12 protein-coding genes are annotated in these 15,339 nt (G+C 68.3%); 10 read left to right on the forward strand and 2 right to left on the reverse strand.

Annotation, left to right across the window (positions count from 1 at the left end; genetic code table 11):
* Positions 1 to 148 precede the first annotated feature (148 nt).
* Positions 149 to 307 carry a DUF3309 family protein gene (locus AACL56_RS16240; protein WP_198082692.1) on the forward strand — a complete coding sequence of 53 codons (159 nt, stop codon included), beginning with the start codon at positions 149 to 151 and terminating at the stop codon, positions 305 to 307.
* Between the two features lie 76 nt (positions 308 to 383).
* Here AACL56_RS16240 and hrpA read toward each other — a convergent pair whose 3' ends face one another.
* On the reverse strand, positions 384 to 4,166 hold the full coding sequence (hrpA, locus tag AACL56_RS16245) for an ATP-dependent RNA helicase HrpA (protein ID WP_425337062.1): 3,783 nt from the start codon (positions 4,164 to 4,166) through the stop codon (positions 384 to 386).
* 212 nt (positions 4,167 to 4,378) lie between these two features.
* Here hrpA and argA point away from each other — a divergent pair, with 212 nt between their 5' ends.
* The 3 genes from argA (at position 4,379) to AACL56_RS16260 (ending at position 7,524) form a co-directional block, all read left to right on the forward strand.
* The gene (gene argA / locus AACL56_RS16250) at positions 4,379 to 5,725 is read left to right on the forward strand and encodes an amino-acid N-acetyltransferase (RefSeq protein ID WP_339090842.1); all 1,347 of its coding nucleotides are present in this window, start codon (positions 4,379 to 4,381) and stop codon (positions 5,723 to 5,725) included.
* A gap of 19 nt (positions 5,726 to 5,744) precedes the next feature.
* Positions 5,745 to 6,383 carry a LysE family translocator gene (locus AACL56_RS16255; RefSeq protein ID WP_339090843.1) on the forward strand — a complete coding sequence of 213 codons (639 nt, stop codon included), beginning with the start codon at positions 5,745 to 5,747 and terminating at the stop codon, positions 6,381 to 6,383.
* A 133-nt stretch (positions 6,384 to 6,516) separates the two neighbouring features.
* Positions 6,517 to 7,524: a DUF3829 domain-containing protein gene (locus AACL56_RS16260; RefSeq protein ID WP_339090844.1), complete on the forward strand. Its 1,008-nt coding sequence runs from the start codon at positions 6,517 to 6,519 to the stop codon at positions 7,522 to 7,524.
* Positions 7,525 to 7,548: 24 nt separating this feature from the next.
* On the opposite strand, the gene AACL56_RS16265 is transcribed toward AACL56_RS16260, so the two are convergent.
* Positions 7,549 to 8,565 carry a zinc-dependent alcohol dehydrogenase family protein gene (locus AACL56_RS16265; RefSeq protein WP_339090845.1) on the reverse strand — a complete coding sequence of 339 codons (1,017 nt, stop codon included), beginning with the start codon at positions 8,563 to 8,565 and terminating at the stop codon, positions 7,549 to 7,551.
* Positions 8,566 to 8,659: 94 nt separating this feature from the next.
* Here AACL56_RS16265 and AACL56_RS16270 point away from each other — a divergent pair, with 94 nt between their 5' ends.
* The 6 genes from AACL56_RS16270 (at position 8,660) to prmB (ending at position 15,204) form a co-directional block, all read left to right on the forward strand.
* Positions 8,660 to 9,553 (forward strand): LysR family transcriptional regulator, encoded by an 894-nt coding sequence (locus AACL56_RS16270; RefSeq protein WP_339090846.1) that lies wholly within the window; start codon positions 8,660 to 8,662, stop codon positions 9,551 to 9,553.
* A gap of 43 nt (positions 9,554 to 9,596) precedes the next feature.
* Positions 9,597 to 10,805, forward strand: a complete 1,209-nt coding sequence (gene dapC, locus AACL56_RS16275) for a succinyldiaminopimelate transaminase (RefSeq protein ID WP_339090847.1) — start codon at positions 9,597 to 9,599, stop codon at positions 10,803 to 10,805.
* Between the two features lie 67 nt (positions 10,806 to 10,872).
* On the forward strand, positions 10,873 to 11,706 hold the full coding sequence (dapD, locus tag AACL56_RS16280; protein ID WP_339090848.1) for a 2,3,4,5-tetrahydropyridine-2,6-dicarboxylate N-succinyltransferase: 834 nt from the start codon (positions 10,873 to 10,875) through the stop codon (positions 11,704 to 11,706).
* 165 nt (positions 11,707 to 11,871) lie between these two features.
* Entirely contained in the window at positions 11,872 to 13,020 is a 1,149-nt protein-coding gene (locus AACL56_RS16285) for a PilT/PilU family type 4a pilus ATPase (protein ID WP_339090849.1), read from the forward strand.
* Positions 13,021 to 13,123: 103 nt separating this feature from the next.
* Entirely contained in the window at positions 13,124 to 14,308 is a 1,185-nt protein-coding gene (gene dapE, locus AACL56_RS16290; protein ID WP_339090850.1) for a succinyl-diaminopimelate desuccinylase, read from the forward strand.
* Positions 14,305 to 15,204 (forward strand): 50S ribosomal protein L3 N(5)-glutamine methyltransferase, encoded by a 900-nt coding sequence (prmB, locus tag AACL56_RS16295; protein WP_339090851.1) that lies wholly within the window; start codon positions 14,305 to 14,307, stop codon positions 15,202 to 15,204. The genes dapE and prmB overlap by 4 nt, the downstream gene beginning before the upstream one ends.
* Positions 15,205 to 15,339 lie beyond the last annotated feature (135 nt).

The raw sequence follows: 15,339 nt of genomic DNA on the forward strand, positions 1-15,339 counted from the left end.
GCGGGGCGTGCGCCGACGGCTGGTGGCCGCAGCGGCGACGCCCGCGGTAGGACGTTCACTGACCGCCGAAGGGGCGGCTCTCCGGCGATCCATTCGACATGGCGGGAGGAGCATGAAAGCTCATCACAACCACTGCCCTGGAGAAAACATGTCGCTCTCGTTCATTCTGCTGATCATCCTGATCTTGATACTGATCGGCGCATTGCCCAGCTGGGGCTACAGCCGGTCGTGGGGCTACGGTCCCAGCGGCGGCGTCGGCCTGATCGTGCTGATCGTCGTGATCCTCGTGCTCATGGGACGCATATAGCCCGCACCTTGGCCGGAACGCTAAATGAAAGAAGCCCGCGCAAGCGGGCTTTTTTTCGTCTGCGGCGCCCCCTTGCTCAGGCCTGAAGCTGCGCCCACGCCTTGTCGAGCCGCTTCACGCTCACCGGCTGCGGCGTGCGCAGTTCCTGCGCGAAGAAGCTCACGCGCAGTTCCTCCAGCAGCCAGCGGAACTCGAGCATGCGGTCGTCCACCACGCCCTTGCGCTCCGCCACCAGTCGCCAGTAGCGCTGGTCCTGGGGCTTCAGTTCGACCAGCTTGGCGGCGTCGCGTGCAGGGTCGGCGCGCAGCTTGTCCAGGCGCAGCACGATGGCCTTCAGGTAGCGCGCGAAGTGCTGCAGCTGCGTCCAGGGTGCATCGGCAATAAAGCGCTTGCCGACAAGGCGCTGCAGTTGCTGCGCGGCGTCCTGCACCGCGTCGGGCTGGATCTTGGTGTCCTTGATCTTGCGCGCCGCCGCGGCGTACTCGACGAGGATGGTGCCGGCCAGCCGCGCCACCTCGTTGGCGATGAGCGTGAGCCGGCCGCGGCCCTCCTCGAGCCGCTTCTTGAAGGCGAACTCGTCGGTGGGCAGCGGCTCCTGCAGGAAGGCGCGGTCGATCGCCACGTCGATGATCTGCGTGCGCAGTTCCTCGGAAGTGCCCAGCGGCATGTAGGCCACCGACATCTTCTGCAGGTCGGGGATGTTCTTCTCGAGGTACTTCAGCGCGTCCTTCAGCTGCAGCGCGAACAGGCGGCGCAGGCCGGCGCGGTGCTTCGCTGCCGCCACGGCGGGCTCGTCGAACACCTCGATGGTCACCGCATCGCCTTCGTCGCGCAGCGCCGGGAAACCGATGAGCAACTGCGAACCGCGCCGCACCTCCATCAGCTCGGGCAACTCGCCGAAGGTCCATGCCGTGTAGCGCTGGCCGGCCGGCAGCGCAGCGGGCGCAGGCGCGGGTGCCGCCGTCGACGGCGTCCTGGCACGCTCGTCCGACGCGTCGGCCTTTTTCTCCGGCGCAGCTTTGACGTTCAACCCCGCCAGCGCCTGGAAGGCGCCGCGCGCCTGTGCGCCCAATTCGGCCTTCAGCGCACCGAGATTGCGACCCATGCCCAGCTGGCGGCCATGCTCGTCGACCACGCGCAGGTTCATGAACAGGTGCGGCGGCAGCATGTCGAGCTTGAAGTCGGCGCGCTTCACGTCGATGCTGGTCATGTCGCGCACGCGCTTGAGCAGCACGTCGGTCAGCGAGCCGCTGCCGAACAGCTCGGGCGCCGACAGCTCTTCGGCCAGCTTCGACGCCGACTCGGGCAGCGGCACCAGCCGCGAACGCGGACGCTGCGGCAGGCTCTTGAGCAGCGCCTGGATCTTGTCCTTCAGCATGCCCGTCACCAGCCACTCGCAGCGCTCCTCGCTCACCTGGTTCAGCACGAACAGCGGCACGCTCACGGTCAGGCCGTCCTTCGCGTCGCCGGGCTCGTGCAGGTAGGTGGCGGCGCAATCGACGCCGCCCAGCCGCAGCGTCGGCGGGAAGGACTGCGTCGTGATGCCGGCGGCCTGGTGGCGCATCAGCTCGTCACGCGTGAGGAACAGCAGGCGCGGCTGCTCCTTCGAGGCCTGCCGGTACCAGCTCTCGAAGCTGATGCCGCTGGCCACGTCGGCAGGCAGCTGCGCGTCGTAGAAGGCGAAGATCAGCTCGTCGTCGACCAGCACGTCCTGCCGGCGCGACTTGTGCTCCAGCCCCTCGACCTCGCGCACCAGCTTCCGGTTGGCCTGCAGGAACGCGAACTTCGTCTCCCACTGCCCGCCGACGAGCGCCTCGCGGATGAAGATCTCGCGCGCCGCCACCGGATCGACGCGCGTGAAGTCGACGCGCCGCCCGCTGTACACCACCAGCCCGTAGAGCGTGGCGCGCTCCAGCGCCGACACCTGGGCGCCCTTCTTCTCCCAGTGCGGATCGAGCAACTGCTTCTTCAGCAGATGGCCGGCTACCTGCTCGAGCCACTGCGGCTCGATGTTGGCCACGCCGCGCCCGAACAGCCGCGTGGTCTCGACCAGTTCGGCCGCGACGATCCAGCGGCCGGGCTTCTTCTTCAGGTGCGCGCCGGGATGCTTGTAGAACTTGATGCCGCGCGCGCCGAGGTAGGCCTCGTCGTCTTCGAGTTTCCAGCCGATGTTGCCGAGCAGGCCTGACAGCATCGACAGGTGCAGCGGCTCGTAGCCCGCAGGCTCCGAATTGATGCGCCACTTGTGCTCGGTGACCACCGTGAGCAGTTGCGAATGGATGTCGCGCCACTCGCGCACGCGACGAATGTTGATGAAGTTCTGCCGCAGCAGCTGTTCGTACTGGCGGTTGCTGAGCTTGTGCGTGTCCCCGTGGCCGCCGCGCGCGTCGGCGATCCATTTCCAGAGCCGCAGGTAGCCGCTGAACTCGCTCTTCTCGTCGTCGAATTTCGAATGCGCCTGGTCGGCCTGCTGCTGCGCTTCCATCGGACGGTCGCGCACGTCCTGCACGCTGAGCGCCGACGCGATGACGAGCACCTCCTCGAGCGCGCCGCGCGCGCGGGCCTCCAGAATCATGCGGCCGACGCGCGGGTCCAGCGGCAGCCTCGACAGCTCGGCGCCGGTCTGCGTGAGCTCGTTGGCGTCGTCGACCGCGCCGAGCTCATTGAGCAGCTGGTAGCCGTCGGCAATGGCGCGCGGCGACGGCGCCTCGAGGAACGGAAAGCGCGCCACATCGCCCAGGCGCAGCGACTTCATGCGCAGGATCACGCCCGCCAGCGACGAGCGCAGGATTTCGGGGTCGGTGAAGCGCGGACGCCCTTCGAAGTCCTTCTCGCCGTACAGCCGGATGCAGATGCCGTTCGCCACGCGCCCGCACCTGCCGGCGCGCTGGTTGGCCGCCGCCTGGCTGATCGGCTCGACCAGCAGCTGCTCGACCTTGCTGCGGAAGCTGTAGCGCTTCACGCGCGCGGTGCCGGTATCGATCACGTAGCGGATGCCCGGCACGGTGAGCGAGGTCTCGGCCACGTTGGTGGCCAGCACGATGCGCCGGCCGTTGTGGCTTTCGAAGATGCGGTCCTGCTCCGGGCCGGAGAGCCGCGCGAACAGCGGCAGCACCTCGGCGCTGCGGAACAGCGGCTGGTGGTTGACGTGGCGGCGCAGGTGGTCGGCGGCCTCGCGGATCTCGCGCTCGCCGGGCAGGAAGACCAGGATGTCGCCCGCGTTGTGCGGGTCGCGCCAGAGTTCGTCGACCGCGTCGGCGATGGCGTCGTTCAGGTCGTGCTCGCGCGACTCCTCGAAGGGACGGTAGCGCTGCTCGACCGGGTAGGTGCGGCCCGACACGAAGATGGTCGGCGCCGGCCCCCTGGCCGAGGCGAAATGCTGCGCGAAGCGATCGGCGTCGATGGTGGCCGAGGTGACGATCACCTTCAGGTCGGGCCGGCGCGGCAGGATTTCTCGCAGGTAGCCCAGCAGGAAATCGATGTTCAGCGAGCGCTCGTGGGCCTCGTCGATGATGAGCGTGTCGTAGGCCTTCAGCAGCGGATCGGTCTGCGTCTCGGCCAGCAGGATGCCGTCCGTCATGAGCTTGACGGATGCATCGCGGCTCAGGCGGTCCTGGAAGCGCACCTTGAAGCCGACCACGTCGCCCAGCGGCGTCTTCAGCTCCTCGGCGATGCGCTTGGCGACCGAGCTCGCGGCGATGCGGCGCGGTTGCGTGTGGCCGATGAGGCGGCCCTTGCCCGGCTCGGCGTTGAGCTTGCCGCGGCCCAGCGCGAGCGCGATCTTCGGCAGCTGCGTGGTCTTGCCCGAACCGGTCTCCCCGCAGACGATCACGACCTGATGGGCCGCGATGGCGTCCATGATTTCGTCGCGCCTGGCGGACACAGGGAGCGATTCAGGAAACTCGATGCGCAGCGGCGTGGAGGGTGCGGAGGGGGTCGTGGTCGTCAAGGGAAGGCAGTCTTCTGGCTGTCGCGGCGGGCGAACCGCCGATTATCGGTGCGCGGCACAGCGGCTGCCGCGCACCGGCGGGGTCAGGCACGCGTCGTCGCATGAATGCACAATCACGCCCCATGTCCACCGTCTTCAATTTCACCTTCGTGCCGTGGTTCCGCTCGGTTGCGCCCTACATCCACACGCACCGCGGTAAGACTTTCGTGGTCGCGCTCGCGGGTGAGGCGATCGCGGCAGGCAAGCTTCAAAACATCGCGCAGGACCTGGCGCTGATCCAGAGCATGGGCGTCAAGATCGTGCTGGTTCACGGCTTCCGTCCGCAGGTCAACGAGCAGCTCGCGGCCAAGGGCCACGAGGCGAAGTATTCGCACGGCATCCGCATCACCGACGAGGTGGCGCTCGACTCCGCGCAGGAGGCTGCCGGCCAGCTTCGCTACGAGATCGAGGCCGCATTCAGCCAGGGCCTTCCCAACACGCCGATGGCGGGTTCCACGGTGCGCATCATCTCGGGCAACTTCATCACTGCACGCCCGGTGGGCGTGGTCGACGGCGTCGACTTCAAGCACTCGGGCCTGGTGCGCAAGGTCGACGCGGCCGGCATCCGCCGCACGCTCGACTTCGGCGCCATGGTGCTGATGTCGCCGTTCGGCTTCTCGCCCACCGGCGAAGCCTTCAACCTGACGATGGAAGAGGTCGCGACCAGCGTCGCCATCTCGCTGCAGGCCGACAAGCTGATCTTCCTCACCGAGATCCCGGGCATCCGCATGGACAGCGAACTGCCCGAGAGCGAAGACAACCCGATCGACACCGAGCTGCCGCTGGACGCCGCCGAGAAGCTGCTGGCTTCGCTGCCGCCCGCGCAGAAGCCGACGGACACGGCCTTCTACCTGCAGCACTGCGTGAAGGCCTGCAAGGCCGGCGTGGAGCGCAACCACATCCTGCCCTTCGCGCTCGACGGTTCGCTTCTGCTGGAGGTGTACGTGCACGACGGCGTGGGCACCATGGTGATCGACGAGAAGCTGGAGAGCCTGCGCGAAGCCTCGGTGGACGACATCGGCGGCATCCTGCAACTGATCGAGCCCTTCGAGCGCGACGGCACCCTGGTGAAGCGCGACCGCACCGAGATCGAACGCGACGTGGGCCACTACACGGTGATCGAGCACGACGGCGTGATCTTCGGCTGCGCGGCCCTCTATCCCTACCCCGAGGCGCGCACCGCCGAGATGGCCGCGCTCACGGTGTCGCCGCAGTCGCAGTCTCAGGGCGACGGCGAACGCATCCTCAAGCGCATCGAGCACCGCGCCAAGGCCATGGGCCTGGACAGCATCTTCGTTCTCACCACCCGCACCATGCACTGGTTCCTCAAGCGCGGCTTCCAGCAGGTCAACCCCGACTGGCTCCCCGAGGCGCGCAAGCGCAAGTACAACTGGGACCGCAAGAGCCAGGTGCTGGTCAAGAAGATCTGACGGCCACGGAGCACGCCCGATGACGCTCGCCACCGCCCTGCTCTTCGCCATCGTGGCCTTCGCCGCCATCGCCACGCCCGGCCCCACGGTGCTGCTGGCGCTGAGCAACGGTTCGCGCCACGGCGTGCGCCGCGCGCTGCCTGGCATGCTCGGCGCGGTGCTGTCCGACTTCGTGCTGGTCGGCGCCGTGGCACTCGGCCTGGGCGCGCTGCTGGCCGCATCGGAGTTCTGGTTCTCGATGCTGAAATGGGTCGGCGCGGCGTACCTGGCGTGGCTGGGCCTGCGCATGCTGCGCTCGAAGGGCGGCTTGCAGCTGCCGGCGGCCGATGCAGCGCCTTCGGTCGCCACGCACGAAAGCCGGCGGATCTTCTTCAAATCGTTCCTGGTGGCGGTGACCAACCCCAAGGGCTACATCTTCTGCTCGGCGCTGCTGCCGCAGTTCATCGACCCGTCTGCCGCGCAGGCGCCGCAGTACATCGTGATCGCACTGATCTTCGCCGGGCTCGACATGGCGGTGATGCTCGCGTACGCCTTCGTCGGCGCGCGTGCGATCCGCCTGCTCACGGTGTCGGCCACGCGCTGGATCGACCGCGCCTGCGGCGGCATGCTGCTGGCGCTGGCCGGCTCGCTGGCGTTCTATCGCCGCAGCGCGGCCTGAGCGAGCCGCGCCTGTCGACGGCCGCAGCGCGGCTGTCTCCCCAATGTTTCCCCGAGGCCTCGCGGCCCCGACGGTTTCCCGGCAAGCCGGTTGCGGCCTGCCTGCGCATTTCTTAGATGGAGGAAAAGTAAAAATGAAATATTGGACGTTCCTGGGAGCCACATTCGTCACCGCTTCGGCGCTCCTTGCCGGTTGTGGCGACAGCGACAAACCGGGTGGTGCGCAGCAGGCATCGCCAGCCTCGCAGGCGAAGCCGGACCAGGCTGCCGAAGAGCAGCAACGGGTCGAGAAGTACAACACCTACGTCGATGTCTCGAACAACCTGCGCACCTCTTTCCAGCAGGCGCGCGCGGAGTACGTGGCGCAGCAGGTGCCGCTGCTCGAGGCCAAGGCGCCGCTGACCAGCCTGCGCATCCAGAACGACATCCTCATCGACCGCTCGGCCAAGAAGCTCGACGCTGCCGCGGCCATTGCCGCGCCGCTGCCCGAGATCGACGCCTCGGCCCAGGCGTTTTCGGCCGCGCTCAAGGTGTTGTCGCCGCTGAGCCGCGAACTGAACGACTACGCGAATTCGAAGGGCTATCTCGCAGACAACGGCGACAAGGCGCGCCGGCTGAACAAGGACTATCTGGCCGCGCTCACCGGCGTTGCCACGGCCGAAGCTGCGTTCGACGACGGCCTGAGCGCGCGCGACCAGGCGCTGACCAGGGAAGCCTTCGAGAAGGCGCCGAAGGACTCCGCCGCCTACTACCGCGCCGGCCTGATCTACCACGGCAAGCTCAACCACAACGACGCCAACGCCCTCTTCGAATCGCCCAACGACCCGCAGGCGCTCGCCGCGTTCGAGGCCTCGCTGGCGCTGGTGGCCGATTCGGCCGCCGGCTGGAGCCGGACGATGAGCGAGCAGTCGGCCAAGAGCGGCGCTCGCTGCGACGGCGGCATGCTGCAGATCAACGAGTTCATCGGCCAGTCGCGCTCGATGGTCAAGGACATCAAGGACGGCGTGTTCAAACGCAAGGAAACCGGCGCCATGGCGCGCCTGCCGGCGCACATGCGCAGTTCGAGCATCGTGAACTCCGCCAACCGCTACAACCAGAACTTCGCCAACATGATCGGCCAGTTCAACCATCCGACATGCTGAACCGGCGCAGCGCCTGCGCCGTGTTCAGGCCGACACGCCGACCACGACGCGGCCCCGGGCCGTGCCGGCTTCGACGGCCTCATGGGCCGAAGTGGCCTCCTCCAGGCTGAAGCGGCGCGCATCCATCAGCGGCGCGAGCCGCCCGGCCTCGGCGAGCCGGGTGGCCGCCTCGAGGATCTCTCCGTGATGGGCGCGGCCTCGGCCGGTGATCATCGGCAGCAGCGTGAACACGCCCGAGTAGGTCGCCGCGCGGAACGACAGCGGCGCCAGCTTGTGGGTGCCCCAGCCCAGGCAACTGACCACATGGCCGCCGTAGCGGCGCGCGGCCGAGAAGGAGGCATCGAGCACGGCGCCGCCGACGGTGTCGTAGACCACGTCGAAGCCTTCGCCCGCGGTGTATCGCGCGACGTACTCGTCGACCGTCGTGGCCGTGTAGTCGATGGGCGTGGCGCCGAAGCGGCGGATCGTGTCGGCATGCGACGGCGCGCCGGTGGCGAACACCTCCGCACCCAGCGACACCGCCAGCTGCACGGCCATGTGCCCGACGCCTCCCGCGCCGCCGTGCACCAGCACCTTCTGGCCGGCCTGCGTCTTCGCGCGGTCCACCAGGCCCTCCCAGGCGGTGATGAACACCAGCGGCAAGCCCGCGGCTTCGCGCATGCCGAGGTTGTGCGGCTTCAGCGCGAGCAGGTCGGCATCGACCGCGGCGTAGTCGGCGAGCGTGCCCTGCAGCCCGCCGATGCCGCCGGCCATGCCGTAGACCTCGTCGCCGCGCCTGAACTTCGTCACACCGGGGCCGACCGCCTCGACCACGCCCGCGAGGTCCATGCCAAGAACCGCGGGCAGCGGCTGTTGTGCGTGGGCGGCCTGGCCGGCGCGGATCTTGGTGTCCAGCGGGTTCACGCCGCTGGCATGGATGCGAACCAGCACCTCGCCTGCAGCCGCCACGGGGCGATCGAGCCGGGCGATGCGGAAGGGCTGGCCGGCGGCATCGAGGACGGCGGCGCGCATGGTGCGGGGAGAAGTCGAAGAGTTCGTCATGGCTGGATTTCCTTGCAAGGTGAATGAATGGCTCGATTCTTCAATCAACACAATTGCAAGTAAATTGACAAAACTGCAGTCGTATCATTCATAAATGAATGAATCCCTCCAAGAACCGCCGGCCACTCGCATGGAATGGAGCGACGTTCGGGTGTTTCTTGCCATCGCCCGCAGCGGCACGCTGATGGGCGCCGCGCGGCAGACCGGCATGTCGCAGCCGACGATGGGCCGCCGCCTGAAGGCCCTCGAGGCCGCGCTGTCGCTCACGCTGTTCCAGCGCACCAGCGACGGCTTCGTGCTCACGGCCGAAGGCGAATCGGTGCTCGGGCATGCCGAGCGCATGGAGGAACAAGCGCTGGCGTTCCAGCGCGAGCTAGCGGGCAGCGGGCAACAGCTCGAGGGCATGCTGCGCGTGTCGTCGTCCGACTGGTTCGGCGTGCACGTGCTCTCGCCGCTCCTGGCGGGCTTCCTGCGCGAGCACCCGCGCGTGAGCATCGAGCTGCTGACCGACGCACGCCTGCTGAACCTCGCGCGCCGCGAAGCGGACCTGGTGTTTCGCATCCAGCCCTTCGAGGAGCCGTACATCATCCAGCGCAAGCTGCTGCATATGGACTACGCGCTGTATGCCGCCGCCGGCCAGCCGCATCCCCGTGCCGGCGACGGCGCGGGCAGCGCGCTCGTCACCCTCGACAGCGCCTACCGCGACTTTCCCGACGTGGCGTGGCTGCGTCGCATGCTGCCGAACGCCCGCACCGCCTTCGGCAGCAACAACCGCTCGGCCCAAGCCCGCCTGTGCGCCGAGGGCATCGGCCTCGCGGTGCTACCGGTGGCATTGGGCGATGCCACGCCCGGCATCGGCCGCGTGGACCTCGGCGAGCCGCCGCCGGGGCGCGAAGTGTGGCTGGGCTATCACCGCGACCTGCGGCGCCTTGCGCGGCTGCGTGCGCTGGTCGAGCGCACGATCGAGGCGATGTCGCCGGCGCCGTGAGCCCCGTCATGAAGCGGCCACCCCGTCGCCGATAATCCCGGGCATGAATCCCTTGCTCTCCAGGTTGCAGCCCTATCCCTTCGAGCGGCTGAAGCAACTGTTCGCGGGCGTCACGCCCAACCCCGAGTTCCCTGCCATCAGCCTGGGCATCGGCGAGCCCAAGCACGCGACGCCCGCGTTCATCAAGGAAGCCCTGAGCGCCAGCCTCGGCGCGCTGGCCGCCTACCCGGCCACCGCCGGCGACCTCAAACTGCGCAGCGCCTTCACCGACTGGCTCCAGTCGCGCTACCGCCTCGCGCTCGACCCGGCCACGCAGGTGCTGCCGGTCAACGGCTCGCGCGAGGCGCTGTTCTCGCTGGCGCAGACCGTGGTCGACCCGACCGTCTCGCCGGCGCCAGTGGTGATCTCGCCCAATCCGTTCTATCAGATCTACGAGGGCGCCGCCCTGCTCTCGGGCGCGGAGCCGTATTACGTGCCGAGCGTGCCCGCGCGCAACTTCGCGGTCGACTGGGACAGCGTGCCCGACGACGTCTGGGCCCGCACGCAGCTCGTGTTCGTTTGTTCGCCGGGAAACCCGACCGGCGCCGTGATGCCGCTGGACGAGTGGAAGAAGCTGTTCGCGCTGTCCGACCGCCACGGCTTCGTGATCGCGGCCGACGAGTGCTACAGCGAGATCTACTTCCGCGACGAGCCTCCGCTCAGCGGCCTGGAAGCTTCGGTGAAGCTCGGCCGGCCCGACTTCAAAAACCTGATCGCGCTCACCTCGCTGTCCAAGCGCAGCAACGTGCCCGGCCTGCGCAGCGGCTTCGTGGCCGGCGACGCGGCGATCGTCAAGAAATTCCTGCTCTACCGCACCTACCACGGCAGCGCCATGAGCGGCACCGTGGCCGCGGCCAGCATCGCCGCGTGGGGCGACGAGGCCCACGTGATCGAGAACCGCGCCATGTACCGCGCCAAGTTCGCGGCCGTGACGCCGCTGCTCGAGCCGGTGCTCGACGTGCGCCTGCCCGACGCCAGTTTCTACCTCTGGGCCGGCGTGCCCGAAGTGTGGGCTGGCGACGACGAAGCCTTCGCCCGTTCGCTCTACGCTCAATACAATGTCACGGTCCTGCCGGGGAGCTATCTGGCGCGCGACACCTCCCACAGCCCGAACCCCGGCCGGGGCCGCATCCGAATGGCGCTGGTGGCCGAGACGGCCGAATGCGTGGAGGCCGCCGGGCGCATCGTCCGCTTCGTCAAGGACGGCAGGTAACGGCTTCCGCGGCCCCAGTCCCCGCGCCCCATCGGGGCGCACCCATTTTTCACCCGAGACTTTCTCCATGACCCAGCAACTGCAACAAATCATCGACGCCGCGTGGGAAGACCGCGCCAACATCTCGGTCTCCGCCGCGCCCGCCGAAGTGCGCGACGCCGTCGAGCACGTGATCACCGAGCTCAACAACGGCAAGCTGCGCGTGGCCACCCGCGAAGGCGTCGGCCAGTGGACGGTGCACCAGTGGGTCAAGAAGGCCGTGCTGCTGTCGTTCCGCCTGAAGGACAACGAGCAGATGCAGGCCGGCTCGCTCGGCTTCTACGACAAGGTGCCGACCAAGTTCTCGCACCTGTCGGCCAACGAGCTCAAGGAATCGGGCGTGCGCATCGTGCCGCCGGCCGTGGCCCGCCGCGGCAGCTTCATCGCCAAGGGCGCGATCCTGATGCCCTCGTACGTGAACATCGGCGCCTACGTGGGCGAAGGCTCCATGGTCGACACCTGGGCCACCGTGGGTTCGTGCGCGCAGGTCGGCGCCAACGTGCACCTGTCGGGCGGCGTGGGCCTGGGCGGCGTGCTCGAGCCCCTGCAGGCCAACCCGACCATCATCGAGGACAACTGCTTCATCGGCGCACGCTCGGAAGTGGTCGAAGGCGTGATCGTCGAAGAGAACTCCGTGCTCGGCATGGGCGTGTACCTCGGCCAGAGCACCCCGATCTTCAACCGCGACACCGGCGAGATCTCCTACGGCCGCGTGCCGGCCGGCAGCGTGGTCATCAGCGGCAGCCTGCCCAAGAAGACCAAGTCGGGCCAGGACTACAGCACCTACGCCGCGGTCATCGTGAAGACGGTCGACGCGCAGACGCGCTCCAAGACCAGCCTGAACGACCTGCTGCGCGACTGAGCCTGATACCCCCCATGCCGCGCGCACTTCGCGTCGCTTCGCACACCCCCTTGCTGGGGGCAACGCCTGCGGCCCGGCAAAGCCGGTTCCGCGGCATTACCCGCGAAGACCAGGGGCCGCGCGCGGCGCAAGAATGATTCAAAGAGCACCCGAGGAGAGAGACCGATGAACATGATGGAGCGGATTCTTCGTTTGATGGCCGAGCGCAAGGCCTCGGACATCTACCTCTCGGCACACTCCCCGGTGCTCATCCGGATCAACGGCAACTGCGTGCCCATCAATGCGCAGGTGCTGCCGCCCTCCGCGCCGCTGGCGCTGCTGTCCGAAGTGGTGCCCGCCGCACGCATCCAGGAACTGGAAAGCACGGGCGAACTCAACATGGCCGTCGCCCTGGAGGGCGCCGGCAACTACCGCCTCAGCGCCATGCGCCAGCGCGGCACCTATGCGGTGGTGGTGCGGCACATCGCCGCGACCATTCCGGGATTTGCGGAGCTGAACCTGCCCGACATCCTGAAGACGCTCATCATGGAAAAGCGCGGGCTGATCCTGATGGTGGGCGCCACGGGTGCCGGCAAGACCACCACGCTGGCCTCGATGATCGACTATCGCAACGAGCACGCCAGCGGCCACATCCTCACCGTCGAGGAGCCGATCGAGTTCACCTACACCAACAAGAAGTCGGTGGTGAACCAGCGCGACGTGGGCAGCGACACCGGCTCTCTGCAGACGGCGCTGAAGAACGCGCTGCGCCAGGCGCCCGACGTGATCCAGATCGGCGAGATCCGCGACCGCGACACCATGTCCGCCGCCATCGCGTACGCGCAGTCGGGCCACCTGTGCGTGGCCACGCTGCACGCCAACAACAGCTACCGCGCACTGAACCGCATCCTGAGCTTCTACCCCGTCGAGGTGCGTCCCACGCTGCTGGGCGACCTGGGCGGCGCACTGCGCGCCATCGTGTCGCAGCGGCTGCTGCGCACGCCGGTGGGCGCACGCGTGCCGGCGTTCGAGGTCATGCTCAACACCGCGCTGGTGGCCGAGCTGATCGAGAAAGGCGACTTCTCCGGCGTCAAGGAGGCCATGGAAAAGTCGATGGCCGAAGGCTCGCAGACCTTCGAGGAAGACATCGCCCGCCTCATCACCGAAGACCGCGTGAGCCGCGAGGAAGGCCTCTCGCAGGCCGATTCGCCCACCAACCTGATGTGGCGCCTGCAGAACCGCGCCGCGCCCAAGCAGCAGGTCGACGACCGCCAGCTGACCGACCAGTTCGACGAGCCCACCTTCACCGACATCACGCTCGACGTCAAATTCTGACTTTCTCCCAGGCTCCGCCGGCCCCTTGCCCCGGGGCAACGCCAGCGGGCCGGCAAGGCCGGTTCCGTGGCGTTCCTGGAAGAGCCCTACTCCACTCCCTGCCATGTCCCGTACGCTCCAGCTCGCCGAACAACTCATCTCGCGCCCGTCCGTCACCCCTGACGACGCGGGCTGCCAGCAGATCCTGGGCGAGCGGCTGTCGCAGCTGGGCTTCGCGCTGGAAACCATCGAGAGCGGACCGGCAGACTTCCGCGTGACCAACCTCTGGGCCGTGCGCCGCCCCGCCTCCGGCAAGGCCACCAAGACCCTGGTGTTCGCCGGCCACACCGACGTGGTGCCCACCGGTCCCGTCGAGCAGTGGACCAGCCATCCGTTCACCCCCACGCACCGCGACGGCAAGCTGTACGGCCGCGGCGCGTGCGACATGAAGACCTCGGTGGCGGCGTTCGTCGTCTCGATCGAGGAGTTCCTGCTGGCCGTGCCCGACCCGCAGCTCACGCTCGCGCTGCTGCTCACCAGCGACGAGGAAGGGCCCGGCGTGGACGGTACCGTCATCGTGTGCAATGCGCTGGCCGCCCGCGGCGAGAAGATCGACTACTGCATCGTCGGCGAACCGACCGCCGTCGAGCGCTGCGGCGACATGATCAAGAACGGCCGCCGCGGCACCATGAGCGGCAAGCTCACGGTCAAGGGCGTTCAGGGCCACATCGCCTACCCGCACCTGGCAAAGAACCCGGTGCATTCGGTGGCGCCCGCGCTGGCCGAACTGGTGGCCATCAACACGGCCGGCGGCTGGGACGCGGGCAACGCCTGGTTCCAGCCGACCAGCTGGCAGGTCAGCAACTTCCACTCGGGCACGGGCGCGAGCAACGTGATTCCGGGCAGTGCGGTGATCGATTTCAACTTCCGCTTCTCGACCGAGTCCACGCCTGAGTCGCTGCAGCAGCGCGTGCACGCGGTGCTCGACGCGCACCAGGTCGACTACACGCTGGCGTGGACCGTCGGCGGCCTGCCCTTCCTGACCACGCCGGGCGAACTCGTCGCGGCCGTGCAGGGTGCGATCCGCGAGGAGACAGGCATCGAGACCGAGCTGTCGACCAGCGGCGGCACCAGTGACGCGCGCTTCATCGCCAAGATCTGCAGCCAGGTGGTGGAACTCGGCCCTGTCAACGCGAGCATCCACAAGATCGACGAGCACATCGACGTGGCGGAGATCGAGACCCTGAAGAACATCTACGTGCGCACGCTCAAGCAACTGGACGCATCGCTCGCTGCGGTGGGCGCATGAGCACCGTCATCGAACTCATCGAGGCCGGCGCGAAGCGGCTCGAAGACGCCGGCGTGGCTTTCGGGCACGGCACGGCCAACGCCTTCGACGAAGCGGCATGGCTCGTGCTGTGGCGCCTCAAGCTCCCGCTGGACGACCTGGACGGCGTGGCGGATACGCCCGTTTCGCCCGCCGACGCCGGCAAGGTCGACGCGCTCGTCGCCGAGCGCATCGCCACGCGCAAGCCGGCCGCCTATCTCACGAAGGAGGCCTGGCTGCAGGGCGTGTCGTTCTACGTGGACGAGCGCGCCATCGTGCCGCGCAGCTTCATCGCCGAGCTGATCGCCGATGGCAGCATCGATTACTGGCTGGGCGAGCACACGCAGCGCGTGCTCGACCTGTGCACCGGCAACGGCAGCCTCGCGGTGCTGGCTGCGCTGACCTACCCCGAGGTCAGCGTGGACGCGGCCGACCTGTCGGTCGAGGCCCTGGAAGTCGCCGCCATCAACGTCACGCGCCACGCGCTGGACGCGCGTGTGAAGCTGATCGAATCGGACGGTCTCGCGAACCTGCCCGGCCCCTACGACCTGGTGCTGTGCAACCCGCCCTACGTGAACAGCGCGAGCATGGCAGCGCTGCCCGCCGAATACCTCGCCGAGCCCGAACTGGCGCTGGCCGGTGGCGCCGACGGCATGGATTTCGTGCGACGGTTGTTCGCCGATGCGCCTTCGCGAATGGGCGAACGGGCGGTGCTGGTGCTCGAGATCGGCAACGAGCGCGATCATTTCGAGGCGGCTTTCCCGCAGCTCGAGGTGGTCTGGCTCGAGACCTCGGCAGGCGAGGACCAGGTCCTGCTCGTGACGCGGGACGCCCTGGCCGCCATGGCCACCCTCGTGGCCGGCGCTGGCGTGCGTTAGCGGCACCCGCCGGGCCGCTTCGCTTCTTCCGCCGCTTTCTCGCAGCCATTGGCTGCGATTTCCAGTTTCCGGGCCATGTCCCCCTGCCTTTGCCCCTTTTCGCCAAGCCGGATGGGCCGGGCGGGATAATCGCCC

Origin of the sequence: Variovorax paradoxus (assembly GCF_902712855.1) — a bacterium.
Lineage (GTDB): Bacteria > Pseudomonadota > Gammaproteobacteria > Burkholderiales > Burkholderiaceae_C > Variovorax > Variovorax paradoxus_Q.

Bases quoted from the DNA above. Each gene is read 5' to 3' on its own strand.
- dapD (WP_339090848.1), top strand. From the start codon at position 10,873: ATGACCCAGCAACTGCAACAAATCATCGACGCCGCGTGGGAAGACCGC.
- hrpA (WP_425337062.1), bottom strand. From the start codon at position 4,166: ATGGACGCCATCGCGGCCCATCAGGTCGTGATCGTCTGCGGGGAGACC.
- dapC (WP_339090847.1), top strand. From the start codon at position 9,597: ATGAATCCCTTGCTCTCCAGGTTGCAGCCCTATCCCTTCGAGCGGCTG.
- dapE (WP_339090850.1), top strand. From the start codon at position 13,124: ATGTCCCGTACGCTCCAGCTCGCCGAACAACTCATCTCGCGCCCGTCC.
- AACL56_RS16255 (WP_339090843.1), top strand. From the start codon at position 5,745: ATGACGCTCGCCACCGCCCTGCTCTTCGCCATCGTGGCCTTCGCCGCC.
- AACL56_RS16240 (WP_198082692.1), top strand. From the start codon at position 149: ATGTCGCTCTCGTTCATTCTGCTGATCATCCTGATCTTGATACTGATC.
- AACL56_RS16265 (WP_339090845.1), bottom strand. From the start codon at position 8,565: ATGACGAACTCTTCGACTTCTCCCCGCACCATGCGCGCCGCCGTCCTC.
- AACL56_RS16260 (WP_339090844.1), top strand. From the start codon at position 6,517: ATGAAATATTGGACGTTCCTGGGAGCCACATTCGTCACCGCTTCGGCG.
- AACL56_RS16270 (WP_339090846.1), top strand. From the start codon at position 8,660: ATGAATGAATCCCTCCAAGAACCGCCGGCCACTCGCATGGAATGGAGC.
- AACL56_RS16285 (WP_339090849.1), top strand. From the start codon at position 11,872: ATGAACATGATGGAGCGGATTCTTCGTTTGATGGCCGAGCGCAAGGCC.
- prmB (WP_339090851.1), top strand. From the start codon at position 14,305: ATGAGCACCGTCATCGAACTCATCGAGGCCGGCGCGAAGCGGCTCGAA.
- argA (WP_339090842.1), top strand. From the start codon at position 4,379: ATGTCCACCGTCTTCAATTTCACCTTCGTGCCGTGGTTCCGCTCGGTT.